Annotated in this window: 23 protein-coding genes and 2 pseudogenes; 17 read left to right on the top strand and 8 right to left on the bottom strand. The window is 60.3% G+C overall.

Annotation, left to right across the window (positions count from 1 at the left end):
- Positions 1–87 precede the first annotated feature (87 nt).
- Together ISN39_RS01010 and ISN39_RS01005 are read right to left on the bottom strand one after the other, a co-directional pair.
- Positions 88–522 carry a hypothetical protein gene (locus ISN39_RS01010; RefSeq protein WP_194728880.1) on the bottom strand — a complete coding sequence of 145 codons (435 nt, stop codon included), beginning with the start codon at positions 520–522 and terminating at the stop codon, positions 88–90.
- 548 nt (positions 523–1,070) lie between these two features.
- Positions 1,071–1,391 (bottom strand): hypothetical protein, encoded by a 321-nt coding sequence (locus tag ISN39_RS01005; RefSeq protein WP_194728879.1) that lies wholly within the window; start codon positions 1,389–1,391, stop codon positions 1,071–1,073.
- Between the two features lie 524 nt (positions 1,392–1,915).
- On the opposite strand from ISN39_RS01005, the pseudogene ISN39_RS01000 reads away from it, so the two are divergent.
- Positions 1,916–2,246: pseudogene (locus ISN39_RS01000) on the top strand (helix-turn-helix domain-containing protein); the annotation flags it as partial.
- Positions 2,247–2,342: 96 nt separating this feature from the next.
- Here ISN39_RS01000 and ISN39_RS00995 read toward each other — a convergent pair.
- Both ISN39_RS00995 and ISN39_RS00990 read right to left on the bottom strand, forming a co-directional pair.
- Positions 2,343–2,807 carry a cupin domain-containing protein gene (locus ISN39_RS00995; protein ID WP_246763259.1) on the bottom strand — a complete coding sequence of 155 codons (465 nt, stop codon included), beginning with the start codon at positions 2,805–2,807 and terminating at the stop codon, positions 2,343–2,345.
- Positions 2,804–3,253 carry a VOC family protein gene (locus ISN39_RS00990; RefSeq protein WP_074066561.1) on the bottom strand — a complete coding sequence of 150 codons (450 nt, stop codon included), beginning with the start codon at positions 3,251–3,253 and terminating at the stop codon, positions 2,804–2,806. The genes ISN39_RS00995 and ISN39_RS00990 overlap by 4 nt, the downstream gene beginning before the upstream one ends.
- Before the next feature lie 69 nt (positions 3,254–3,322).
- On the opposite strand from ISN39_RS00990, the gene ISN39_RS00985 reads away from it, so the two are divergent.
- Together ISN39_RS00985 and ISN39_RS00980 are read left to right on the top strand one after the other, a co-directional pair.
- A complete protein-coding gene (locus ISN39_RS00985) occupies positions 3,323–3,904 on the top strand; it encodes a TetR/AcrR family transcriptional regulator (RefSeq protein WP_194728878.1) in 582 nt (193 codons plus the stop codon).
- Positions 3,905–4,280: 376 nt separating this feature from the next.
- Positions 4,281–4,592, top strand: coding sequence for a hypothetical protein (locus ISN39_RS00980; RefSeq protein ID WP_246763361.1), 312 nt, complete (start codon positions 4,281–4,283; stop codon positions 4,590–4,592).
- A gap of 191 nt (positions 4,593–4,783) precedes the next feature.
- Here ISN39_RS00980 and ISN39_RS00975 read toward each other — a convergent pair.
- A pseudogene (locus tag ISN39_RS00975) lies at positions 4,784–5,112 on the bottom strand (transposase); the annotation flags it as partial.
- A 377-nt stretch (positions 5,113–5,489) separates the two neighbouring features.
- On the opposite strand from ISN39_RS00975, the gene ISN39_RS00970 reads away from it, so the two are divergent.
- The 3 genes from ISN39_RS00970 to ISN39_RS00960 all read left to right on the top strand — a co-directional run bounded on the left by ISN39_RS00970 (position 5,490) and on the right by ISN39_RS00960 (position 8,308).
- Positions 5,490–6,392 carry a DUF2092 domain-containing protein gene (locus tag ISN39_RS00970; protein ID WP_194728877.1) on the top strand — a complete coding sequence of 301 codons (903 nt, stop codon included), beginning with the start codon at positions 5,490–5,492 and terminating at the stop codon, positions 6,390–6,392.
- 953 nt (positions 6,393–7,345) lie between these two features.
- Positions 7,346–7,537, top strand: a complete 192-nt coding sequence (locus tag ISN39_RS00965) for a hypothetical protein (RefSeq protein WP_194728876.1) — start codon at positions 7,346–7,348, stop codon at positions 7,535–7,537.
- 126 nt (positions 7,538–7,663) lie between these two features.
- The gene (locus ISN39_RS00960; RefSeq protein ID WP_194728875.1) at positions 7,664–8,308 is read left to right on the top strand and encodes a TetR/AcrR family transcriptional regulator; all 645 of its coding nucleotides are present in this window, start codon (positions 7,664–7,666) and stop codon (positions 8,306–8,308) included.
- A 108-nt stretch (positions 8,309–8,416) separates the two neighbouring features.
- Here ISN39_RS00960 and ISN39_RS00955 read toward each other — a convergent pair whose 3' ends face one another.
- The 3 genes from ISN39_RS00955 to ISN39_RS00945 all read right to left on the bottom strand — a co-directional run bounded on the left by ISN39_RS00955 (position 8,417) and on the right by ISN39_RS00945 (position 11,277).
- Positions 8,417–9,247 (bottom strand): 3-hydroxybutyrate dehydrogenase, encoded by an 831-nt coding sequence (locus ISN39_RS00955; RefSeq protein ID WP_194728874.1) that lies wholly within the window; start codon positions 9,245–9,247, stop codon positions 8,417–8,419.
- Positions 9,231–10,016, bottom strand: a complete 786-nt coding sequence (locus ISN39_RS00950) for an acetoacetate decarboxylase (protein WP_194728873.1) — start codon at positions 10,014–10,016, stop codon at positions 9,231–9,233. The genes ISN39_RS00955 and ISN39_RS00950 overlap by 17 nt, the downstream gene beginning before the upstream one ends.
- Positions 10,017–10,104: 88 nt before the next feature.
- Positions 10,105–11,277, bottom strand: a complete 1,173-nt coding sequence (locus ISN39_RS00945; protein ID WP_194728872.1) for a patatin-like phospholipase family protein — start codon at positions 11,275–11,277, stop codon at positions 10,105–10,107.
- Between the two features lie 495 nt (positions 11,278–11,772).
- On the opposite strand from ISN39_RS00945, the gene ISN39_RS00940 reads away from it, so the two are divergent.
- The 11 genes from ISN39_RS00940 (at position 11,773) to ISN39_RS00895 (ending at position 22,644) form a co-directional block, all read left to right on the top strand.
- Positions 11,773–14,766, top strand: coding sequence for a molybdopterin-dependent oxidoreductase (locus ISN39_RS00940; RefSeq protein ID WP_194728871.1), 2,994 nt, complete (start codon positions 11,773–11,775; stop codon positions 14,764–14,766).
- On the top strand, positions 14,763–15,638 hold the full coding sequence (locus ISN39_RS00935; protein WP_194728870.1) for a 4Fe-4S dicluster domain-containing protein: 876 nt from the start codon (positions 14,763–14,765) through the stop codon (positions 15,636–15,638). The genes ISN39_RS00940 and ISN39_RS00935 overlap by 4 nt, the downstream gene beginning before the upstream one ends.
- A 22-nt stretch (positions 15,639–15,660) precedes the next feature.
- Positions 15,661–16,284 carry a TetR family transcriptional regulator gene (locus tag ISN39_RS00930; protein WP_194730067.1) on the top strand — a complete coding sequence of 208 codons (624 nt, stop codon included), beginning with the start codon at positions 15,661–15,663 and terminating at the stop codon, positions 16,282–16,284.
- A complete protein-coding gene (locus ISN39_RS00925) occupies positions 16,272–16,466 on the top strand; it encodes a hypothetical protein (protein ID WP_194728869.1) in 195 nt (64 codons plus the stop codon). The genes ISN39_RS00930 and ISN39_RS00925 overlap by 13 nt, the downstream gene beginning before the upstream one ends.
- Positions 16,467–16,480: 14 nt before the next feature.
- Positions 16,481–18,409, top strand: coding sequence for an acyl-CoA synthetase (locus ISN39_RS00920; RefSeq protein WP_194728868.1), 1,929 nt, complete (start codon positions 16,481–16,483; stop codon positions 18,407–18,409).
- A gap of 106 nt (positions 18,410–18,515) precedes the next feature.
- Entirely contained in the window at positions 18,516–18,950 is a 435-nt protein-coding gene (locus ISN39_RS00915) for a VOC family protein (protein WP_194728867.1), read from the top strand.
- On the top strand, positions 18,947–19,624 hold the full coding sequence (locus ISN39_RS00910; protein ID WP_194728866.1) for a VOC family protein: 678 nt from the start codon (positions 18,947–18,949) through the stop codon (positions 19,622–19,624). The genes ISN39_RS00915 and ISN39_RS00910 overlap by 4 nt, the downstream gene beginning before the upstream one ends.
- A gap of 81 nt (positions 19,625–19,705) precedes the next feature.
- On the top strand, positions 19,706–20,662 hold the full coding sequence (locus ISN39_RS00905) for a fumarylacetoacetate hydrolase family protein (RefSeq protein WP_194728865.1): 957 nt from the start codon (positions 19,706–19,708) through the stop codon (positions 20,660–20,662).
- A gap of 207 nt (positions 20,663–20,869) precedes the next feature.
- On the top strand, positions 20,870–21,934 hold the full coding sequence (locus ISN39_RS00900; RefSeq protein WP_194728864.1) for an outer membrane protein transport protein: 1,065 nt from the start codon (positions 20,870–20,872) through the stop codon (positions 21,932–21,934).
- A gap of 135 nt (positions 21,935–22,069) precedes the next feature.
- The gene (locus tag ISN39_RS37830) at positions 22,070–22,252 is read left to right on the top strand and encodes a hypothetical protein (protein ID WP_348651964.1); all 183 of its coding nucleotides are present in this window, start codon (positions 22,070–22,072) and stop codon (positions 22,250–22,252) included.
- Positions 22,249–22,644, top strand: coding sequence for a 4Fe-4S dicluster domain-containing protein (locus ISN39_RS00895; protein WP_348651963.1), 396 nt, complete (start codon positions 22,249–22,251; stop codon positions 22,642–22,644). The genes ISN39_RS37830 and ISN39_RS00895 overlap by 4 nt, the downstream gene beginning before the upstream one ends.
- Positions 22,645–22,663 lie beyond the last annotated feature (19 nt).

Here is a 22,663-nt window from a genome sequence, read left to right as displayed (position 1 = left end):
AAGACCGACTGAGGCGTGGCCGAAGCTGAATTCATCTTCATGACGCGCCATTGTTGTCGGGCGAAATGAACGGAAGATGAAGCCGGATCATATGCGGTTCCATTCCGGCTGGCCGGCGCAGCCAACGTATGAGATGAGTTTTGGACGCGATGGCTTGGGAGCGGGCTTAGCCTTGACCTTGCGGGCTTTTGCCTTCAGCTTCTTGGGCTTGCCGGCTTTAACGGGATTGATTGATCCCTTCGCCCTGCCCTTGCGCGCGATAATGACGACTTCGCAGTCTTCCGGCCTCGCATAGCATCGGAACGCCGTCTTGCCGTTGTAGCCTTCGCCCTTCAGCATCTGGGCCAAGCCCATGTCGCGAAGCTGGTAGTAGAGATAATAGATCGAGCGGCGATGACGGTAGCCGAGATCCGTAGCTGCGTCTTCGATGCTAAAGGCTATGTCCGTGCCGATTGGCCCCCATGACGACATATAAGCAAGGAAGGTTTCCTGAGCTTCTGTTATTCTCAAAGGCGCGGTCATGATCACGCTCCCTGGTTCGGAACGAATAGGCAAAGCGTAGGGTCGCCTAGCTCAAAGTTGGCGCCCTTCGCACATTGGTGGAATTCAGCATCGGGCGATTGCTCAATACGTTTGTCATTGTAAGGATGGTTCGTGCGTGGTGGCGACGTACCAGCCGGTAGGTCGTCGGGACGCCGATCGCTGGGCTTAATGCCATGGTCACGGAACTCACTGAAGGGCAAAGATCCTCGAAGTCCTCTACAAGGCGGACAAGCCCGAGCGAGTAGCACAAAAGACCGAACCGCGTCCCAGACACGTACAGGGTAAAGGCAGATTTCCGGGCGTGCAAAGCTTGTCCCCCGGGAGGGTGATTGTTTCGCGTGGTATGACGGAAAACATCATCAAATGAGCCTCAAAGGCAGTATTCGGCCCTGATTGACCATCTGGCGGCATCCGGAGCGGAGAGCCCGGCACCTGGGCCCAGCCTGCCGATATGCGCTGGGAAAACAGCGTCAACGGGACCATATCGATTTCGATGCGGTTGAGGTCTTGTGTCATGGTGACAATCCTTAAAAGGAGCGCGGAGGAACGAACAGGCAAATGGTGCGACCCGTGGGCTCGCCGGCCACCGTGCATTGGTGAAACTGCCCGTCCGGACTGTTCTTGATGCGAGTATCCAGTGGCGTTATGAGCTCCCCAGTGAGCTTGATGACATATCCGCGGGGGCCTTCGAGGACCAATTGATCGTGGATCTCGCGGCAATCCATCCCGCTGCAGCACGAAAACGGATATGTCCATCCGTGCGGCTGTGCCGCCGTTGGCGTCGCATCATGCGCCACTGCCGGAGCGGCGATCACGACTGCAAAGAAAATAGCCGCTGGCTTGCTCATGATCCGCACCTCGATTCGAAGCTTTCCCTTCGATCGAGTTCCGCTACGAATAGCGTCTCCGTCTGTCCGGGCGGCTCCACGTCCCGAAGTGCCCTTTCATAGTTTGCGGCCCTGCGGGAGGATGTACCCCGACCGTAGCAGGACGCTGCCCGACCTGCCTATTGATCGGGAGGAAGGATCGGGTAGCGAAGAGGAGGGGATGACTTATACGGGGGTTTAGAAGTCCTTGATCCGAGGCCGGCAACCCGCGTGATGTTTCCGCTAGAAAGTCGACCATCACCCGCTCCTTCGCGTTTGGATGCCGCCGGCCGGGATAGACGACCATGACGCCGATATCGACCATGCAGTAGCTAGGCAATACCCGGACAAGCCGCTTCTCGCGCAGATCGTCGCCGAATGCGGGTTTCGGTATTTCGCGGAGAGGAATTCCATTAAATCCCAGACAGTCTTTTGGCGATAAAGAGATCGACTCTCGCACGCGCCGTCTTGCCATTCTGGACCCCGATTTGAAAGGGGTGCGGTGAATGGCGAGACGGAAGCAGGCGAGGCTTACGAGTGTGAAGGACATTCGATCGATATTGAGACTGACGCACGAACAGGGCCTTTCCGTTCGTGCGATATCGGAACGGCTGAAGATCAGCAAAACGACCATTTCAACCTACCTGTTGCGGGCGCGTGAGGCCGGGCTGACGGGCTGACCGTTGCCGCCTGGGCTTGACGGGGACGCTGTTTTGCAGCGTCGCCTGTTTCCATCGTCGCGGCCGCCCCAGGACATGCACGGGCCCGACTGGGCCAAGATCGCCAGTGAACTGAAGCGAAAGGGCGTGGCTGACGCTGTTGTGGCAGGAATATCGCGGACGGCACGCCATGCACCTGGTGGAACCAGTTGAGTCACTCCGCGCGCATGGTCGCCCCGCGAAAGGAGAAATGGGCGGTCCCTTTTCAGCCGCCCTAAACCGGTTCCTGAGCGGCGAACCAAGCGGAGATCTCGGGCATATTGCGTTCAAATCCACCGGGTATGAAAAGATTGAGCAGCCTGGCGGTCGTCTCTCCGGGGTTTCGGAAATCGTGGACGACGCCGGCCGGTATTCGCAGGAAAGTGCCCGGTGTGCACCGCCGCCAGCAGTCGCCGACGAGGATTTCGGGCACACCTTCAAGCACGTAGAAAACCTCGTCATTTGCTGCATGGCTGTGTCCGCCGACACCTTTCAGACCAGTCTCGAGAATCCACTCGGACACGGAATAGGCGGCCTCCGTCTCGACTTCATCGGCCTTGAACACGCCCGTGAGCGGGCCGAGCTCGTAGCGCCGCCCCTCTCCCGGCTCGAGAAGGATCACGTCACAGCAGCGGTGCGACGGACTGCCATCCCCCGCTCGGCCGCCTCCTTCATTTCGATTTCCGTCGGCCGCGTTCACGCCCCGGTCTCCTCGTCCCAGCGGCGCTGCATTTCTTCAGGCGCCACAACTTCGATCTTCTGCGAGAGCATCCACCGGTGACCGAATGGATCGACGACCATGGCGACGCGCTCGCCATAGGGCTGATCTGCGGCGGCACGCAGAACGACGGCTCCCGCTCCGACGGCCCGGGCAAGATTTGCGTCGACCGTCAAAGTTGCGAGGTGGAAGGTTACGGGAGAGCCCCCGATCGTATCGGGGCTCAGTGCGCCGAAGTCTGGATACTCGTCGGCGATCATGACCGTGTTTTCGCCGAGCTTGAGCTCGGCGTGGCCGATCCGACCGTCATGCGGGTCGGTCAGCCGGAAAAGCTCCTCGGCCCCGAAGGCGCGGCCATAGAAAGCAATCGCTTCGCGAGCATTCTTGACGATGAGATAAGGCGTCAGAGATTGGATCGAGGTGGACATGGCCGGCCCCTTGCCGCTGGCATATGATTACGTTACGTTACGTTTCATAACTAATTGAGTCAAGAGCACATGAGCCCACCGAAACGGCGTGGAAGACCGCCAAGCCAATTGGCCCGGGCGAGAATCGTGAAAGCCGCGCACGACATACTGATCGAGGATGGATTCGGCCGTCTCACCGTCGAGGCGGTTGCCTCGAAGTCCGGCGTAGGCAAGCCGACGATCTATAGGCAATGGGCGAACGCCTGCGAACTCGCTATGGCTGCGCTGATGTCCGGAGATTCGGGCGCCATCGAAGAAGACGGCATAAATTTGCGATCGGCGCTGACGGCGCAAATGCAATCGCTGATCCAGGCTTTTGCGACCACCAGAGGGCGCCAAATCGCCATGACGCTCGCGGCCGCCGACCCCGAAAGCGAATTCACCAAGGCCTTCCGCAACCAGGTCATTCTCTCAAGCCGCGAGACGGGTCGCGCCTTGTTGATCGAGGCAGCCGCTCGAGGAGAAATTATGCTGCCGCAAAACCTCGAGGTGCTGCTCGATATGATGTACGGACCTGTTTTCTACCGGTTGCTGGTCGGACATCGCCCACTCGACGCGAGCTTCGCCGAAAACATCGTCGCGATCGCGCTGAAAGTTGTAGCGAGCCCGTAGCGACGGATAAGAGTTACCGGCCGACGGCCGATGTTCCCGTTGATACATTATCGACTTTCGAGCATAGAACGGGAATATCTCCCTGGTTCGCGCCAAGGCCCGCGTCGGGCGGCTCCTCTCGACACGTTACGCACGACCGATCTGGCCCGAAGCGGAATCTCGACGCGTGAACATCCCCCGGATGCCCGATACGCAAATGAAGCCCGGCCAGCCGCGATGGACGGCCAACGCCTTTTCCGGTCCCTGGGAGCTTGACCCGTTGAGCGCATGACCGCGTTGATGTCTTCGAATATGCCTTGCATTGCACTGCACGGTGCAGTATATCACTTGCCATGCACTTGATAGTGCAACAGATAGAAGTTGAAAAGGTATCGGCATGAAAGTTTGCAATGGTCCAGACGAGGCCGTCCTGAAGGCCCGGCGCCGTGCAATCGCCTCGGATCCGTCCGTCGATCGCGGGTCGTTGCCGCGGTGGCCGGCGCTGACGACGATGATCTTACGGAATGCTGTTCAGACCACTACGCTCGGCGTTTTTGTGGAATTTTCCGGGTTGCCGATAGGCCGAGCAGAGGAATCGGTTCCACCGTCCAACACGAAGCTGAAGCGGCTCCTGGCGGAAGCCATGCTCGACAATGCTGCTTTGAAGGACCTACCGGTTCCCGCCGTCCAGGCCGGCGATCAGCGATGAAGACGCCATGAAACGTACCTTCAGGTATGACATGATGTCGTTAAGGATACAGCAATGATTATTCTTGGAGTGGGTTCCTGCCTTATCGCAATTGCCACGCTGGCTGCCGTGGCCCTGCTCGACCGCGTCGAAGCCAACCGCGGCGTCATCAGCCTCCGCGTGCTCTGAATGCATGTAGCGGTTGCGGCCTTGCCGGCGCTTTCCGCGGTTTTGACACTCTGGCTGTCGATTACACCGGTCGTCGGAGAGGCTTGCTAGCCTTCCAGTTCTCGCGTCTCCATAATCGCGATGATAGTTGATCCTGAACCACAGGCCCATCGCTCGCCATTCATAGAAATACCGCTGGACCGTTAAAGCAGGGCGGAAAATCTTTCGGCAGCATCCGCCACTGGCAGTCTGTCGAAGCGATATAAAGGAGAGCGTTCCAACCTCACGCAAGTCCGTCTTGTGCGGACGGGGGCGCAGGCATGAACGGCGCTATAGACTCCCACTCACGATCCGGGCCATCGCTTGCATACTGGCATCTCGTGCCGACATGATTTCGCCCCCGGGTGGTTCAGGCCGGGCCATCGTGGCTCCCAATCTGAAGCCGCACGTTCGAATCCTGCCCAACAATTCTTTCATTATTCAATTAATTAAAGGCTGAGCGCGCCATCGGCCTCATCATCGATCACTTCACACCCGACGAATGCGCCAATTTCTTCGCAAACGCCGGACATGACGCAACATGATCGGATACCGCTCTAGCACTGCCTTCCGCAGGAAATGACGTGAGGCTCGGCTTCCGGCCGGATCGGCTTGTCCAGCAAAACTGCCCCTTGCAATGCACTGCACTGTGCAGTATAGACAAATTGTGCACTTGGTAGTGCAAACGATAGTAGTAGAAAGGTATTGGGCATGAAAGTTTGCAATGGTTCAGAAGAGGCCTTCCTGAAGACCCGGACATCTGCGCGGCACGCCGGCAGCGCGCCGACTGGTCTGTCGCCGCGGTGGCCAGCGCTGAAGACGAGGATCCTTGGGAATGCCAGTCGGGCCGCTGCGTTCGGCGTCTTTGTAGGGTTCGCCGCGTTGCCGATAGCCCGAGCAGCTGAACCGGCTCCGCCGTTCAAGCCGGCGATCAGCGATGAAGCCGCCACCGCCGTCTCGCAGATGGGAAAGACGCTGCTGGCCAAGGAACAGTCGATTACGGCGAGAACCATCAGGGTTTATTTGGGCGAATCCGGACAGCCGCTTCACGTCTTCCACACGATGAAGATCGTCGTGCGTCGTCCTAATCGAATCGCCGTCGAGGTTGCCGGCGACGACGGCAAGCACAATCTGTTCTACAACGGCAAGGCGGCCTCAATCTTTTTCCCCGACAGCAAGGAGTACGCGGTGATTGCCGCATCCGGCGATATACCGTCGGCACTCAATGAGGTGGTAGACAAGATCAACGTTGATTTTCCGCTCGGCGGCTTCTTTGTGGACTCTCCGGACAAACTGCTGTTGAGCGATGCTATCTCCGCCTGGCAGGTCGGGACGGCCAATGTCGACGGAGTCGAATGCCGGCATCTGTTTTTCCATCAGAAGTCTGGCATCGATCTGGAGTTGTGGGTCGAGAAGAATAGCGCGGCCACACCACGTCGCCTCGCCGTCACCTACCGGCTGCTCCCGGGCCAACCCAGTTTCATCGCGGAATTCACCAGCTGGAACACCAAAGCCCGCCCATCCGAGTCCGAATTCGCCTTTCAACCGCCCGCCGGTGCAAAAAAGATCGAGCTGACTACGGCCGCTGCGCCGGCAACTAAGAGGACCCAGTGATGAACCATCTGAAACGAACCTTCGTCGCTCTTCTTGCAATAACGGCGGCAACTTCGGGCGTCGCGTTTGCCCAGTTCGGTCCGCCGCCGGGGGGCCTGCCGCGTCCGCCGATGGGCGGGCCGCCGCGCCCGCCCATGGAGCGCCCGCACCGCCCGCCGGTGGAGCGCCCGCACCGTCCACCGGTGGCCAGCCACGGCCGTCCGCCGGTGAGCGCCCACAACCGTCCGCCGGTGAATCGCCCCACCCATGCGCCAAATGTCGGTGGCGCAAAGAGGCGATTGGCGGAAGGGGCTGGTCGCGGAGGGAAGGGTTTACCCGGGAATATCAGCCGCAACACGCTGCACTCCGGAGGTAACATCAATGCGAACCGCACCTTCGCCAACACCGGAGGCAATATCATCGCAAAGGACTCAGGCAATCTCACGGTGAACAGTTCTGGCGATATCAAAGTCTCTGGTAACGGCAACGGATACTTTGGCCGTGGAATCTATAGCCGCGGAGACTATGGCCGCGGAGACTATGGCGGCGGAGACTATGGCGGCGGAGACCATTATGGTCGTGGATACTATCGCCGCGCAGCCTACGCCCTCGGCGGATACGCGGTCGGAGTGACCACTGGTGCCGCGATCGCTTCGAGCGGTAGCGGAAACACATATGATTACGGATCTCAGTCGGGGTCTTCTTACACGGGCTCCTCTCCCTCAACTTACTCGAGTTCCTCCTCTTCAGGTTCGTCTGGCGGCACGTCTTCGGGTTCCTCTCGCTCAACTTACTCGAATTCGTCCTCGTCGGGTTCGTCTGACGGCACGTCGTCGGGTGCGTCTTACGCCACCTCCTCGGGTTCTTCCGGCGGGACTTCTTCAAGTTCTTATAATCAGGGCAGCTCCGAGGCATCCGTTGGCGGTCGGCAAGGCGGATCCAATCAGGGCGACAGCAACGGGAGCGCGCCGTCTGTGAATCTGCTGATGGTGGGCCTGTTTGAGAGCCTGCCGCCGGATGGCACGGCATGGACCATGGAAGGTGCGGTCGGTTGGCTTCAGGCAGCCGCGGCCAACCTGCGGATCGCATACAAGATCCCGGAAAATATCGCGGTCACGGGCGAAACTTTGCCGTCTGATTATAGCAGCGCGCCGGGCGGGAACTAGAGCCTGTTCGAAATGGTGACGGCAGAGGTTCAGCACGGTGGGCCGGATCGGCGACGCATCCGGCCCTTGAGATGCACTAGACCGTGCAATACATTGTGAATGCACTTATTGTGCAAGGAGATTGCTATGGATACTCACACTGGTTCAAACGAAGTCGGCGCGAAAGCCCGGCAGGGCGGGTCGAGGGAAGCGATCATCGAGGCGGCCGGGCGGCTATTTCTGAACCGGGGGTTCGGTTCAGTTAGCATGGACGACTTGGCTAAAGCCTCCGGCGTAGCGCGGCGGACGCTCTACAACCAGTTCGAAACAAAGGAGGAAATCTTCCGGGAGATGCTCCTCAGGGTATCGGGACAGCTCGAGGATGCGTTTCCGTCCGGCATCGAACTTGACGGCGACGTCGAGGACGTGCTGCGTGTCGTCGCGCGCACGATTTTGGAGTTTCACAAGAAGCCGGAATACTGCGGGTTTCTTCGAATGGTGGTGGCCGACTCCCGGCAGTTTCCTTGGATCGCCGAGGAGTTCGCCGCGGTGATGGAGCCTCGGACTGAGAGACTTGTGCACTACCTCGCCCATCTGACTGCGCTGGAGATCCTGGACTGCCGCAATCCGGTGCTTGCGGCTCACCAGTTCATGGGGATGTTGAACGAGATATCTCTGTGGCCCTGGATGATCGGTCGCGAAGGCCTACCCTTCGCGGCCGACGAGGTCGTTGACGAGACGATTCGGATGTTTCTGCAGCGCTATCGGCGCCCGCAATCGAATGGGAAATGAATGCCTCGCAGGCGCGCATTTGTGCATGCAAAATAGTGCGACTAGCGAGATCGATTCTCCCAGGAGGACGGGCGCGATAGGCGGGCTCGACGCTCGTCTGCGAACCCGCTACTGCATGAACCATCCGTGGCTAACCACCATCGACTGACCGGTCAGCGCGTTCGATGGGAAGGCCGCTAGAAACAGCGCTGCTTCGGCAACGTCCTGCACGGTCGTAAACTCGCCGTCGACCGTCTCCTTCAGCATCATGGTCTTGACCACGTCCGCCTCGGAAATTCCGAGCTCGCGCGCCTGCTCGGGGATCTGCTTATCGACAAGTGGCGTGCGTACGAAGCCGGGGCAGATCACGTTGGCGCGGACACCATGAGCGGCCCCTTCCTTGGCCACGACCTTGGCCAGCCCGATGAGACCGTGCTTGGCGGTAACGTAAGGAGCCTTTAGCGGCGATGCCTCCTTGGCATGCACGGACCCCATATAGATGATGCTGCCGCTCTTCTGCCTGTACATTTGCCGCAAGGCGGCACGGGTGGTCAGGAAGGCTCCGTCCAGATGGATAGAAAGCAACTTCCTCCACTTCTCGAACTCGAACTCGACGAGCGGCGCAACGATCTGGACGCCGGCGTTACTGACCAGGACGTCGAGCCGTCCGAAGGCTTCGATCGCCCGTGCCATTCCGCTTTCCACCTGCTCCTCGTTGCTGACATCCATGCCTACCCCGAGCGCGCGATTACCCGTCGGATCGATCCCGGACGCCGTTTGTTGGGCCGTGCTCTGATCAAGATCCGCAATGACCACTCTTGCGCCCTCGCGAGCGAAGGTGAGCGCAATCTCCTTGCCGATGCCGCTCGCGGCTCCGGTGATTACTGCGACCTTGTCCAGAAGCCGGCCCCCGGCACACTCGGCGCGCTTGTTCGATGACGTTTCATTCTGCGAGTTCATAGGCTCTTCCTTTCCGATATCGAGGCTCGGCTTCCGCGAGGTAGTCATGCACGACCTTCCCGAGCGCGAGCGTGAGATCTGCGATGATATGGACCGCCGATACCACTTCCAGCACCGGCAGCTCGGCCACAGGGGCCAGTGCGTGGGACCAGAGGTTCAGGGCCGCCGGGCCGGTCCAGGCGCCCTGCAGATTGATTTCCTCCAGGTGGTACTCCACGAGTTCGCAGATGCGCGGCGTGCCGTCGACATGAGGGATGACCTTGAGGAGGAAGTTCGGTTCGCCGAGTGAGGTCTTCACCGCTGAAAGATCGGCGGCTCCATGCTTGTAGCCCATTGTGGCGGTCGCAACGCGGACCGGGCCGTAGTCGAGCGTGCCCACCAACGTGTCGGTCTCGGTCCGAAGGGTCGGACTCGCGAGCTTCTTGGGAAAGCCCCACAACTCGCGTCCGCCGGCAATCGGCGGATGGTCGTTGAGAAACATGCAATGGGTGTAGCTGCCCTTGCGTCCGCGGAACGAGACCGGGATGACCTGTCCGCTTTCCGTGTAGTCGCCGAAGCCGGTCGAATCCGGCATGCGAATGAACTCGAATTTGACGAGAGGCTCGCACACCTGAAGCGGCTCCGGCACGAGGTCGCGCAGTTTCTGCGGATCGGTGCGATATGTGATGATCAGATACTCCCGATTTCGGAAGCGATACGGGCCGGTCGGATAGGCCGGGCTGGTCAGGGGCATGGCGAAAGCTCTCGCCCGGACGGTGTCTTCGTGCATGGCTGAAATTCCTTTGGGCTGGATCAAGCGGCTCGTTTGCGTTCAGGGGGCGCGACGGGGTCGTCAGTCGCTTTGCGGTGGCTGACCTCTATTCCTGACCGTCGAAACCAAGCTCGTAGGTGCCAACCCCGTCCTGGTTGTCCGGCCGACGGAGCGCCTCTGGATGACGCAATGTGCGCACAGCGTCGAAGTAACCAGCCCGCCAATGCTCTTCCATGGACAGCCGCGAGAATTCGTAATCCTTCGAGTGGGTTTCATACTGCTTCGAGCCGTAGATCAGATGGACTAGCTTGTAGACCTTGTGGTCTGCAATTGAGCTCAGCATCCTCGCCTCCTCACCGCCGACGAGGTCTGCGGGCAGTTTTGCAAGAAGGTTCGCGAGCGTGTGTCGGGCGCGCTGGTACTGCTTAAATTGGTCGGTATGGGCGCGCGTACGGCTCGAATACTGGATTTCCTTTTGCCGCGCCGCGACGTCGGCCAGGTTGCGGGGAATCTCACCGCGCGCGCTCCAGAGGTCGACCTGGAAGGCAATCGTGTCCTGCCGCGGCCCTTGCTCGACCACCCACTGCAGCGGCGTATTGGAAACGAGGCCGCCGTCCCAGTAGAACTCGCCCTCGATCTCAACGGCAGGGAAGCCGGGCGGAAGCGATCCGCTGGCCATCACGTGCTCGGGTCGGATCGTATGCGTCTCATTGTCGAAGTAGACGAGATTTCCTGTCCGCACGTTCACGGCGCCGACGCTGAAGCGCACACCGCCAGCATTGATGCGGTCGAAGTCGACAAGCCGCTCGAGCGTGCTCTTCAGATGCTTGGTTTCGTAAAAACTCGTGCCCCCGGGGGCGCCATCCGGGTACAGCCAGGGAACGGGCTGTCGCAGGCTGAAGAAGCCTGGGGCACCGGCGACGAGCGCGCAGGCTGCACTGAATTGATTGAAGAGCGCGCGCGGCAGATTGCCCCTCGGAGCGAGAGCGTCTGCGGCAGCAGTCCAGTCAAGAAGTGGATTGGCAGTGATCTCCCGCCAGAAGGTCCGCAGCTTTTCAACCCGTTCAGCCGGCTCGTTTCCAGCGATGATCGCGCAGTTGATGGCTCCAATGGAGACGCCGGCAACCCAATCTGGATGAATGTCGGCTTCCGAAAGGGCTTCGTAGACGCCGGCCTGGTAGGCTCCGAGCGCACCGCCGCCTTGCAACACCAAGGCAATGCATTCGAAAGGCAGACGCCGTTCTGCCGTTCGGAATTCCCTCTGGGACTGAAAGTTCATCGAATGCTTTCCCTCTCACTGAGCGTGACCACGTGCCGTTCGCCGCCTGCATGAGGATCGGCTGAATTTCAATTTGAATAAATAGGTCAAAACGACTATATCGTCAATATGAGAATCGCACAATGGTGCCATGCAAAAAGGGGCAATGGCAAAAGTCATTTGGCGCGTAGGCGGAGATAGGGCGTGAGAAGCGGGGCGGCCGCGGACGAGACATTGGCGGGGCTGAAGCCGCCGATGCTGGGGCTAAGGCCGTATTGACGCGGGCGTCTCTTTGGCCTGCTCACGCCCTCATCCCTCTAGTCCGTTCGGCCCCCTCATTTTCGAATTGACTACATCGTCATTATGATTTTATAGTCAATGTTAAGGAATGGGTTTGGGAGGAGAACCATCAATGAAGCTGCAAGCCTCGCGCGATGCCGCGATCAGGCCGTTTTTCTACGGCCTCCCAATCGTCGGCTCCCGGACCGCCACGACATGCTAGCCTTAAAATCTAGAATGGACCGGCAGGTTCTGAGGACTATCCTTATTGCCCTGCCCAAAGTGCTCAACCGCACAGCCTCTCGCGCCCCTGCGTTCCGGGAGCGGCTGAGGCAGCGCGACATCGTCGCATGGATCGGCCTCCAGGACGGGAGCATCGGTCGCATCGTCGAGATCCGGAGCGGCAAATTCCGCTCCCGTCCGGGCGCGGCGGCCGAGGCGCAAGTGAACATGACGTTCAAGGACGTATCGACGGCCCTGAAACTGCTGCTTCCCAATCGTGATCAGGGCGAGATCATCCACGCGGCCAAGAACTTCAAGGTGGTGACCACCGGGCCGGACGAGCTGGTTGTCTGGTTCACGCAGACGCTCAACATGAGCGAGACCGCCGGCTTGTCCATGGGAACGCCGATGCCCGATGGCAGCCTCCGCTACACCACCTGCACCAACGGTGGTCCCCTGTTCGTTTACGTCAAGGATGGCCGCATCCTGCGGGTTACGCCCATCGAGTTCGACGTAACCGATCCATCCACCTGGGTGATCGAGGCTCGCGGCCGCAAGTTCAGTCCGCCCCGCCGGGCGCTGGTAGCGCCGCACGCCCTGACGATGAAATCCCTGGTCTATTCGGACAAGCGTATCCTCTACCCGATGAAGCGGGTGGATTTCGATCCCAATGGCGAACGCAATCCCCAGAACCGCGGCAAATCCGGCTACGTGCGGATCAGCTGGGACGAGGCGCTGGACATCGTCGCCACGGAGATCAATCGGCAGAAGCGCGTCCACGGGCCGGGTTCCATCACGTTCCCGATGTCGTCCCACCACCAGTGGGGCAATGTGGGCTATTACCTGAGCTCGCTGATGCGGTTCGCCAACCTGATCGGCTTCACCCGGGTTGCCGCCAACCCGGACAGCTGGGAGGGCTGGTACTGGGGCGCGATGCACCATTTCGGCAATTCAATGCGGGTCGGCGTGCCTGCGGGCTATGGCGGAGTGGAGGATTGCCTCAAGGAAGCCGAGATGATCGTCTTCTGGTCCTGCGATCCCGAAAGCACCAATGGGGCCTATGCGGGGTTTGAGGGTACGACGCGTCGTCTATGGGCCAAGGAACTCGGCATCGAGTTCGTTCATATCGACCCGCATTGCAATCCGACAGCCCAGTTGCTGGGCGGACGCTGGTTTCCCGTCCGGCCGCAGACCGACGCAGCCTTGGCCCATGCGATCATGTATGTCTGGGTCACGGAAGGCCTTTATGACGAGGAGTACGTCGCCAATCGCACCACCGGCTTTGAGGAATGGAAGGCGTACCTGCTGGGCGAAACCGATGGCGTTTCCAAGAGCCCTGAATGGCAGGAGGCCGAGACCGGCATCGCTGCCAGGGACGTGCGCGCCCTGGCGCGCAAGTGGGGCCGCAAGAAGGTGTACCTTGCCGTCGGCATGACCGGCACCGGCTTCGGCGGCGCCAGCCGCGGCGCGACCGGTGCGCAATGGGCGCGTTGCATGATCATGATGATGGCGATGCAGGGCTGGGGCAAGCCGGGCGTCAATTTCGGCGGTCTCCAGATCGGGGTCCCCCACGACCTGCATTTCTATTTTCCGGGCTACGCCGACGGAGGGATCTCCGGCGACCTGGCCTGGACCGGCAATGCGGTGAACAACTATCAGCGCATGCCGCACATCCTGACGATGAATCCCGTCAAGCAGATGGTGCCACGCCAGCAACTGCCCGATGCGATCATCAACGGCGAGGCCACCGGCTATCTCTGGGACGGCATGGCCCAAGAGGCTCAGTTCGCGCCCTTCAGCTATCCCATGCCGGGCTACTCGCCGATTCACATGATCTACCGCTACGGCGGATCGTCCCTGAGCACCGTGACTCGATCGGGGCGCTGGGTGGACGCCTATCGGCACGAGAGCATCGAGTTCGTGGTGAACCAGTCCATCTGGTTGGAGGGCGAAGCCCAGTTTGCCGATATCATCCTTCCGGCTTGCACTTCCCTGGAGCGCTGGGACATCGGAGAATGGGCGAATTCCGGAGGCTACGCCCATCACGGCGTCAACGTCGTCAACCATCGCGTCATCACCCTCCAGCATAAGTGCATCGAGCCCTTGGGCGAGTCGAAGTCTGACTACGACATATTCACCGCCATCCTGACACGGCTTGGCCTGGGCGCCGTCTTCACCGAGGGCTGCAGCGAGCTCGACTGGGTCAAGCGGGTGTTCGATTCGTCGGATCTGCCCGGCGAAATTGCCTGGAAGAAATTCTGCCGCAAGGGCTACTACGTCGTGCCGCCTGAAAAGCCGGAGCTGCGCCAGCCCGTTGACATGCGCTGGTTCGCCGAGGGAAGGCGCAAGGATCTGCCGGAACCGCTTCCGATGCCATCCCAGTATGCCGAAGAGTTCGGCTTTGGCCTGCAGACGCCGAGCGGCAAGCTGGAATTCGTGCCCGAGGTCCTCAAGCGGAACACGGCGGACAATCCGGACCGGCCACCGGTCAATCGCTACATTCCCTCCTGGGAAGGGCTGCGCACCACCGAGCTGATGGAGCGCTATCCGCTGCAGATGATCGCCACGCATAGCCGCTACAGCTTCCACACCAGCATGGACGGCAAGAACAGCGCGGTCAATCAGGTGGAGGACCATCGTGCCCTGATAGCTGGCCATCGCTTCTGGTTGCTGCGTCTCAACCCGACCGATGCCGCCGCCCGGGGCATTGGCCATCGTGACCTGGTGAAAATCTTCAACGACCGCGGCGCCGTGATCTGCGCCGCCGACATTTCGCCCCTGGTGACTCCAGGCGTCGTCAAGTCCTATGAGGCCAGCGCCGAGTTCCAGCTTATCGAACTTGCGGGGGAGACCATCGAGATCGGCGGCTGCCTGAACATCCTTACCTCGGACCGATCGCAGACCCGCGGAACCAGCAGCATGGCTCCCAATTCCTGCCTTGTGCAAATCGAGAAGTGGCAGAACGCGGACGCCTTCAAGATGGCTGCGCGGCGTAGGAGGAAGTCTTGAGCAAGTGGAACCTGATCATCAACGTCGGCCGCTGCGAGAACTGCTATAATTGCGTGATCGCGGACCGGGACGAACATGTCGGCAATGACTTTCCCGGCTATTCGGCGCCGGCCGCTGCCGTGGGTGAGAGCACGATCCGCATCCTGCGCCGAGCGCAGGGCAGTGCGCCAATGGTGGAAACCACCTATTTGCCGGTGATGTGCAACCACTGCGATGACGCGCCCTGCATGCAATATGCGGGCGACGCCATTCGCAAACGCGACGACGGCATCGTTATTATTGATCCGGAGAAGGCTCGAGGCCGCAAGGACATTCTCGGCTCGTGCCCGTACCGGGCAATCGTCTGGAACGAGGAGCAGCAGGTGCCGCAGACCTGGATCTTCGACGCCCACCTGCTCGATCAGGGCTGGCAGCAGCCTCGCTGCCAGCAGAGTTGTCCGACGGAGGTCTTCGAGGCGGTGAAACTCGATGACGCCGCCATGGAGCGGATGGCGGCCACCGAGGGGCTCAAGGTGCAAAAGCCCGAGCTCGGGACCAAGCCCCGCGTCTGGTACCGCGGTTTGGAACGGTGGGAGACATGCTTCATCGGCGGCAGCGTCAGCGCCGACATCGCCGGGGCGATGGAATGTCTCGAAGGGGCGGAGGTCACCCTGTCCCAGAAAGGCAAGGTTCTCACGAAGACAGTCACCGACGGCTTCGGCGACTTTCGCTTCGACAATCTGGTCGGGGATGGAGGCACGTACCGTGTCGAAGTGTCCCATGCCCATGGCAGCGTCTGGCGCGACTGCGTTTTGTCCGAGAGCGTCTATCTGGGCGAACTGAGGGTGACCCGCCCGGGCGCCGCAGACGCGCGGGGGAGCGCCGATGCTTGATAGTGATCATTGCCGCTCGGACATGACCCACCGGCGAACAAGCCGGCAGGAGAGCCGGGAAACGAACGTTGCCCGCATTCTCCGTGCGGCAGAGACTTTGTGCGCGATCTATGGATCCGGGAAAACGAACGTGCGCGACATCGCGAGCTACCTCAAAATGTCGCCAGCAAATGTCTACAGGTTCTTCCCTTCCAAACTGGCGATATACGACGAGCTTGTTGCGCAAGTGCTCGAAGACAATTTTCCCGTCATGCAACCGGACTCCGGAAGATTTACGAGTGCAGAAACGCTCCGAGAGTTCATGCTGGGGCTGCATAGACGTGTTCTTGCTCTCATGCGGGATGAGGAAAAGATATTCGAGCTGCTCACGGTCGCCGACGATGAGCGCTGGCCCGCTTTCGAGGTACACGCAAAACGCGTAAGGGACGTCGTCGCTGAGCTTGTCGAAGAGGGTGTCCGTGCACGGGAATTTCGACAACAGGACAGTCTACGGGCCGCTGAATGCCTTTGCGCGTCAACTGCGGCACTCTGGGAGCCGAAAGCTATCAAGAACTTCCATTTCAGGCGCTCGCTCATGACGCCCGAAGATTTGGTTTCCTTCAGTGTTGAGGCTCTCCGGAACGGGCCGTTTCAATGCTGGCGATGATTGCCTGCACCCGTCTCTCTGCAGTGTTTCTGGTGCTGCAGGGCCATAAGTCCTGGCGCGATGCCGGATCCGACGCGGCGGAGTTCGTGCTCCACGCACCTGAGATCGAGCCGGAGGAAGCTCGTCGCATCGCTAATTTGGAGTTGCTGCCGCTGTCCAAGAGAGACGGCGCGGACCGATAGGGAGGAAGATCACTATGCTCGCAACAACCCCTGGCGGCGACGGCCGCCCCATTGTCGCATTGCCCGATGTTGAGGCATTCGAGCAAATCCCGCTGCCGGAGCGTAACCTCCCGACAAGCACCTACGAGATGCTTGCGCGCGGCGCCGCTATCGCGCCGGATCAGCTTGCCCTGTCCTTCTTTCTGCGCTCTGACAACTTCCGTGATCCCTTCGTCTGGACGCATGCCGAGCTCCTCGCTGACATCACGAGGACAGCCAATGCCTTGCGGCGGCTGGGAATCGGCCGCGACGACGTCGTGGCCTTCGTGCTGCCAAATCTGCCCGAAGCGCATTTCGTGATCTGGGGCGGCGAGGCGGCGGGCATCGCCTTCGCGATCAATCCGCTGCTTGAAGCGGGACAGATCTGCGAGCTCCTCATTGCCGGGAAGGCAAAATGGCTCGTCACTCTGGCCCCCTTTCCGGGAACCGACCTCTGGCAGAAGGCGATCAAGGCCGCGGCGAATGTGCCGGACTTGCAAGGAATTCTGACCGTCAGTTTCGCACCGTATCTCCGCGGCACCGCCGAGGAAGCGACGGAGGTACGCTCGCAGCTTCTACGTGTCGACGGCCTTTCCATCCCCGTTCTCAGCCTGCGTCAGGAAATTGCCGCGGAACGCGGCGACGGGTTGACCTTCGAAATGCCCAGTCCCGGAGATATCTCTTCATACTTCTGCACAGGCGGCACGACCGGACTGCCCAAGATCGCCGCGCGCACCCATTTGTCGGAAGTGTTCGACGCCTGGTCCTCCCAAGCCTTCATCGGGAGTGTATTCGCACCGGGCAAGACGATCTTCTGCGGCCTGCCGCTCTTCCACGTCAACGGACAGCTGGTGACAGGCCTCATCCCGTGGTCGCAAGGCGGACATGTCGTCATGGGCACGCCGCAGGGCTATCGCGGAGAGGGAGTTATTCCGTTCTTTTGGGAGATCGTCGAACACTATCGGGTCGTGGCCTTCTCGGGCGTTCCGACTGTATATTCGGAACTGCTGCAGGTGCCGGTCGGCGGCCGCGACATTTCGAGCGTCGGCTACGGTTTTTGCGGCGCGGCTCCGATGCCCGTGGAACTGTTCCGCAATTTCGAAAAGACGATCGGAATCCGCATTCTGGAGGCCTACGGCCTGACGGAAGGCGCGTGTGTTTCCAGCGTCAATCCGCCGGAAGGCGAGCGACGCATCGGCTCGATCGGTCTACGTCTTCCCTACCAGAAAATGGCGGTGGTCAGACTTGACGATTCTGGCAGCTTCACCGGATTCGCGGGGACGGAAGAGGTCGGCGTGCTCGCGATCTGCGGGCCGAATGTCTTTGCCGGTTACATCAATGCCCAACACAACAAGGGGCTCTGGCTCGAGATTGGCGGCGAGCGCTGGCTGAATACCGGCGATCTCGCACGCCACGACACGGACGGCTACTTCTGGCTGACGGGTCGCAAGAAGGAGCTCATTATCCGGGGCGGCCATAACATCGATCCCAAGCTCATCGAAAATGCAGTGCAGGATCACCCGGCGGTGCAACTCGCCGCAGCGGTGGGACGGCCCGATGAGCGCGCCGGAGAACTGCCGGTCCTCTATGTACAGTTGAAGCCGGCGACGACGGCGTCGGAGGCGGACCTGCTTGCCCATGCCGTCGACCGTATTCCCGAGCGCGCTGCGCATCCCAAATCGGTCCGGATTCTGGCCGCCCTGCCCGTCACACCCGTCGGCAAGATCTTCAAGCCAGCACTGTCGATGCTGGAGATCGAAGATGTCGTACGTCAGGAGGCGGCGTCGTCCGGCGTGAAGCTCGAATCGCTTTCGGTCGTTCAAGACGCCCGGCTCGGGTTGGTTGCAAGAATTGCAACCGAGGGCGATCCAGGCCCGCTCCGCGAAAAACTGGGTCGCTACGCCTTTAAGACGCAATTCCTCTGAAAATTCGCGAGAAGAAAAGGACATTAATCATGGCGATCAATCATGCCCGTTACGAGATCGGCGCGCCAGCATTCTCTTGGTCAAACCAGCAGTCAGGAGCCCAATCATGAATGCTCCAACTCGGATCCCCGTCACCAACCTTCAACACCACGTCTTCTACGTTACCGACCTGGAACGCTCAAAGGCTTTCTACATCAAGCTCTTCGACCTGCAATTCTCCGCTCTCAACCATCCGGACAGCAGCGCCGCAATGCGTTTGTCGCAGCAGGAAATGCATTTCTTCTCGTTCGGCTTCTACCATCACGACATCTGCCTGGTGAAGCATCACAAGCTGAAGATGGACAACAATTCCATGCTGCACTTCACGCTAGCAGTGAAGGACGCAGTGGCATTCGACGACATCAGACGCCGCGCACGAGACATGGGCTTACCGATCCGCGAGGGGCGCATGCTCGCCTCCGCACGCCCGGTCTCGCCTGCCTTTTGCCTCCGGGACCCCGACAAGCACTGGATTGAGATCATTGAGGAGCCCAGCAGATGAGCAACTCCGCTATTGTTCCTCCGAACGTCCTGCCCCGGTTCAAGGCACGCTTCGCGGGCCTCCTGAAGCGGAAATGGTTTCGCGAAATGGTGCTGTTGTGGCCGACGCTGACGAAGCGGCGGTTCTCCAACAAGACTGAGGACTACGGTGTCTTCAAGCCTTCGCTCGTTTCTCATATGGGGCAGCTCTCCATCTACGTGCGCGACATCGCGCGAAGCCGGGCCTGGTACGAGCAAGTTGCCGGCATGATCCACAGCCGCACCTGTAAGCCGGAACCGCATCCGTTCAAGGAAGGCTGGCGCATTAGCTGCTGCTACATGAGTGCAACTGACCACGAGGAATGCCTCGTGCTCGTCGAGGAATACGATCCCTCCGGCAGGGTTACCGTACCTTCGGGCATGAGCTTCTTCCATTTCGCGCTCGAGGTAAAAGGAAACCAACTGGAGGATGTCCTAGCCTTTGCCCAGCAACAGCAGGCCGAAGGATTTCCGCTGAACTACGGTCCAGTCCGCCACAACAGCGAACCGCCTTTGGGTGACGGTGAGACCGGCGGCAACGTGGCCTGTTATCTCTACGATCCCGACTGGCACAATGTCGAATTCTGCGGCGCGATGGATACGATCGAGAATTATCGCGAGCGATACGGAAACCTTAACGGCAAGGACCGCGCTTGACCCCGCTCCGACCTTCAAATGGCGGTGCGAGCCGACATTCGAGCCGCTTTCGAAGCGGCCCCTCCAAAGAAAGGAAATGAAATGGTAGTTAAAGTGACCCGATTTACGATCGGCGGAGAACCCTTGTGGGGAATTTTGGACGGAGAAGAGATCGCGCCGCTCGAGGGCACCTTCGTCTCGACCGCCGACATCCTGCGCCTTCCTCCGGCAGAGCTTAGGACGCTGGCAGGCGCTGAACGTTTCCCGATCAGCTCTGCAAACATTCTGAGCCCCGTCACAGCGCCGGCGCAGATCATCTGCCAGGGTCTGAACTATGCAGATCACGCGCATCAATCGGGGCATGCGCCAAGCCAGAAGAATCTGCTCTTCATGAAGGCCGCCTCCTCGCTGTCGGGAGCGTTCGATCCCGTTATCCGGCCGGCAGGATGTCAGATGCTCGACTACGAAGTGGAACTCGGGCTTGTCCTGAAGCGACCGCTAGGTGCAGGCGACCACGTCACCCGCGAGACGCTCGGCGATTTCATCGGCGGACTCGTCTTGTGTAACGACGTGTCAGCCCGCGACGTCATGTTCGGCGAAGCCTTCTTGCAGTGGTTCCGCGGCAAGAGCGCCCGTACCTTCTGCCCCTGTGGTCCTTGGCTGGTCATTCCGGAAGCGGACGAGGTAGCGGATCTGCTCGACAGAATTGAGATCCGTCTCTGGCTGAACGACGAACTGCGGCAGTCGGCCCATACTCGGGACTTCGTCTTTCGCCCGGAAACCTGCCTCAACGACATTGTGTCTCTGATGGACCTGTCTGCGGGCGATCTCGTCCTGACCGGGACGCCGGGCGGCGTGATCCTGCAAGCGAATGCCGCCCTGGCCCGGATTATGACGACCAAGCTCTTCAAGGATTCGGAGCGGAAGGATGCGATCGTCGAAGAAGCGACTGCCCACACACGCTACCTCGCGCCCGGCGACATTTTGCGCGCCGAAATGCGCACCGATGACCGCGCCGTCGATTTTGGCAGGCAGTTGCTCGAAGTCGTGGACGCCTGATCTCGGCGGGAACCAGGACGCGCACCCATTCGACCACAGCCCGATCGGCGAAGGTGTGAAGGGCTTGAGGGTCGCCTCCTGGTCTAGCCCCTTGATCTGGAGCGGTCAGCTGGTTGGAGGCAAGGCGCCGATGCTGCAGGCAAAGTGAGAAATGCCCATTTGCTTGGGCTTTGGCAAGGCGAGACGTCTCGGAGGAGGGAGACCCGCATGAGAACTATTAATTTGTTGACAGGATTTTTCAGCTGTCTTTTCGTCACACCGGCGACGGGAGGAGGCTTCGATCTTCTGGGGCAGCCGAATGAAGCCCTTTTCGAGACGGGACGCTACGTCGAATTCGGACTCGGCCTTGGCAGTCCGAACGTGGGGGGGCAGATCATTGCCGTCGGCCCCCCGTTTGCTTCGGGGGATACGGCGCCCACGGTTCCATTCTACAATGGCGCCTTCAAGGCCGATATCAACGAACAATTCTCAGGAGCGGTCATCGTAGACAATCCTTATGGGCGCAGCCTCGACTACGATAGCGGGCCGCTGTCCGGCCTGTCTGGAAAGGTTGAATCGATCGCAGTCACAGGTTTGCTGCGTTACAAGCTCACAGAACGTTTCAGTGTCTTCGGCGGACCCAGACTGCAACGTATGGGCGGCGACACCGATGTTTCAGTTTTCGTAGGCGGCGTGCCCGCCGGTTTTGGCAACGTCACTTTTGACGACACCTGGGCGGCGGGCTACGTGGTCGGGGCGGCCTTTGAAATCCCGGAGAGCCATGTCCGGGTCGCAGTCACATACAATTCCGCGATCGACTACGATTTCGACACCTCAGGCGCCTATCAAGGGACCACGGATGTCGAGACCCCGCAATCGGTCAACGTTCATCTCCAGGCTCCGATCAGTCTTTCCACCTTGCTCTTCGCGACGGTTCGCTGGGCCGATTGGAGCGAACACAAGATCAATCCGCCGGGCTATCCTTTGGGATCGCTCGTCCACTTCAACGACACGACGACCTACACGCTCGGCGTAGCGCACATGTTCAGCGAACAATGGTCGGGATTCACAACTCTGACATACGAGCCCTCAACTGACGTATCGGCTGACGGGCCGCTCGACGCGACTGACGGCTTGTGGGGCGCCACGCTTGGCGCGATCTACACGAAGGATCAGGTGAAAATAACCACCGCCATCAGCTACCGCCAGTTCGGGGATGCTTCGGGTTCGTTCGGAACTTTCACGGACAACGATCTGGTCAGCGCCGCCGTCAAAGTGGGGTATTCGTTTTAACCCTCGCTGCCGGAAACGCAGTTCGCGTTGCCTACCTTGGCTTCTGCTTGGGAGCGAATATCTGCAGCATTCCATGCCGCCCGAATGGCCATAACCCTGTGCCCCGACGGGCGCCAAACATGAACGAAGCAAACTATGCAGAAACAATTCGCCCCGAGAGTGTTCAAGCTGGGATACATCGAGCTGGAAACGCCCGATATCCTGCGCGCCAAGGACGAATGCTGTGGTCGACTGGAGGAGGAAAGGTTGAGAGATATGGCTGACGCCATCTTCGACGCACTGGCCAAGGGACGCAGCGACGATAATCGAAGCCCATGAGGCCGGCTGGCACCTCCGCCATAGGCCGCGACCAGAAGCCGGTGCGCAACGTCAAGCCGCTCTGGTCGCGCTCCGGCACGGTGCGCGGGGTCGGGCTCGGGGGCATCGACATGTGGCTGCAGACGCTTTTCGGTATTTCCCCTTCATCGAGGACCAGCCGGTTCATTTTGCGCCTGAACGATCCCTCCGTTCCCCCCGAACGCAACCTGCCGCTTTATGGCGAGCCGGCGCGGCTCTACTGTCCGGCGGACGTCTATGAGGACGAGCAGGTGGGGACCGGCCCGCGCTTCGTGACCAACGCGGGAAGCAAGACCTGCGACATCACGGATCTGTCGCAGGACATCACCTGGGTCCCGTCCGAAGGCGGCGGCCCCAACTATCCCAACATGTGACGAGACCGTCACGCACAGG

It is taken from the genome of Rhizobium sp. 007 (genome assembly GCF_015353075.1).
Taxonomy (GTDB): domain Bacteria; phylum Pseudomonadota; class Alphaproteobacteria; order Rhizobiales; family Rhizobiaceae; genus Rhizobium.
The sequence above is the reverse complement of the archived record's forward strand: the minus strand, read 5'-3'. Positions and strand labels throughout refer to the sequence as shown.

Excerpts from the sequence above, each read along its gene's own strand:
- ISN39_RS00960 (WP_194728875.1), top strand. The coding sequence starts at position 7,664 with ATGGATACTCACACTGGTTCAAACGAAGTCGGCGCGAAAGCCCGGCAG.
- ISN39_RS00980 (WP_246763361.1), top strand. The coding sequence starts at position 4,281 with ATGAAAGTTTGCAATGGTCCAGACGAGGCCGTCCTGAAGGCCCGGCGC.
- ISN39_RS00895 (WP_348651963.1), top strand. The coding sequence starts at position 22,249 with ATGAGGCCGGCTGGCACCTCCGCCATAGGCCGCGACCAGAAGCCGGTG.
- ISN39_RS00990 (WP_074066561.1), bottom strand. The coding sequence starts at position 3,253 with ATGTCCACCTCGATCCAATCTCTGACGCCTTATCTCATCGTCAAGAAT.
- ISN39_RS00925 (WP_194728869.1), top strand. The coding sequence starts at position 16,272 with ATGCTGGCGATGATTGCCTGCACCCGTCTCTCTGCAGTGTTTCTGGTG.
- ISN39_RS00985 (WP_194728878.1), top strand. The coding sequence starts at position 3,323 with ATGAGCCCACCGAAACGGCGTGGAAGACCGCCAAGCCAATTGGCCCGG.
- ISN39_RS00910 (WP_194728866.1), top strand. The coding sequence starts at position 18,947 with ATGAGCAACTCCGCTATTGTTCCTCCGAACGTCCTGCCCCGGTTCAAG.
- ISN39_RS00905 (WP_194728865.1), top strand. The coding sequence starts at position 19,706 with ATGGTAGTTAAAGTGACCCGATTTACGATCGGCGGAGAACCCTTGTGG.
- ISN39_RS00970 (WP_194728877.1), top strand. The coding sequence starts at position 5,490 with ATGAAAGTTTGCAATGGTTCAGAAGAGGCCTTCCTGAAGACCCGGACA.
- ISN39_RS00920 (WP_194728868.1), top strand. The coding sequence starts at position 16,481 with ATGCTCGCAACAACCCCTGGCGGCGACGGCCGCCCCATTGTCGCATTG.
- ISN39_RS00915 (WP_194728867.1), top strand. The coding sequence starts at position 18,516 with ATGAATGCTCCAACTCGGATCCCCGTCACCAACCTTCAACACCACGTC.
- ISN39_RS00930 (WP_194730067.1), top strand. The coding sequence starts at position 15,661 with ATGACCCACCGGCGAACAAGCCGGCAGGAGAGCCGGGAAACGAACGTT.
- ISN39_RS00955 (WP_194728874.1), bottom strand. The coding sequence starts at position 9,247 with ATGAACTCGCAGAATGAAACGTCATCGAACAAGCGCGCCGAGTGTGCC.
- ISN39_RS00950 (WP_194728873.1), bottom strand. The coding sequence starts at position 10,016 with ATGCACGAAGACACCGTCCGGGCGAGAGCTTTCGCCATGCCCCTGACC.
- ISN39_RS01010 (WP_194728880.1), bottom strand. The coding sequence starts at position 522 with ATGACCGCGCCTTTGAGAATAACAGAAGCTCAGGAAACCTTCCTTGCT.
- ISN39_RS00940 (WP_194728871.1), top strand. The coding sequence starts at position 11,773 with ATGGACCGGCAGGTTCTGAGGACTATCCTTATTGCCCTGCCCAAAGTG.
- ISN39_RS01005 (WP_194728879.1), bottom strand. The coding sequence starts at position 1,391 with ATGAGCAAGCCAGCGGCTATTTTCTTTGCAGTCGTGATCGCCGCTCCG.
- ISN39_RS37830 (WP_348651964.1), top strand. The coding sequence starts at position 22,070 with ATGCAGAAACAATTCGCCCCGAGAGTGTTCAAGCTGGGATACATCGAG.
- ISN39_RS00900 (WP_194728864.1), top strand. The coding sequence starts at position 20,870 with ATGAGAACTATTAATTTGTTGACAGGATTTTTCAGCTGTCTTTTCGTC.
- ISN39_RS00945 (WP_194728872.1), bottom strand. The coding sequence starts at position 11,277 with ATGAACTTTCAGTCCCAGAGGGAATTCCGAACGGCAGAACGGCGTCTG.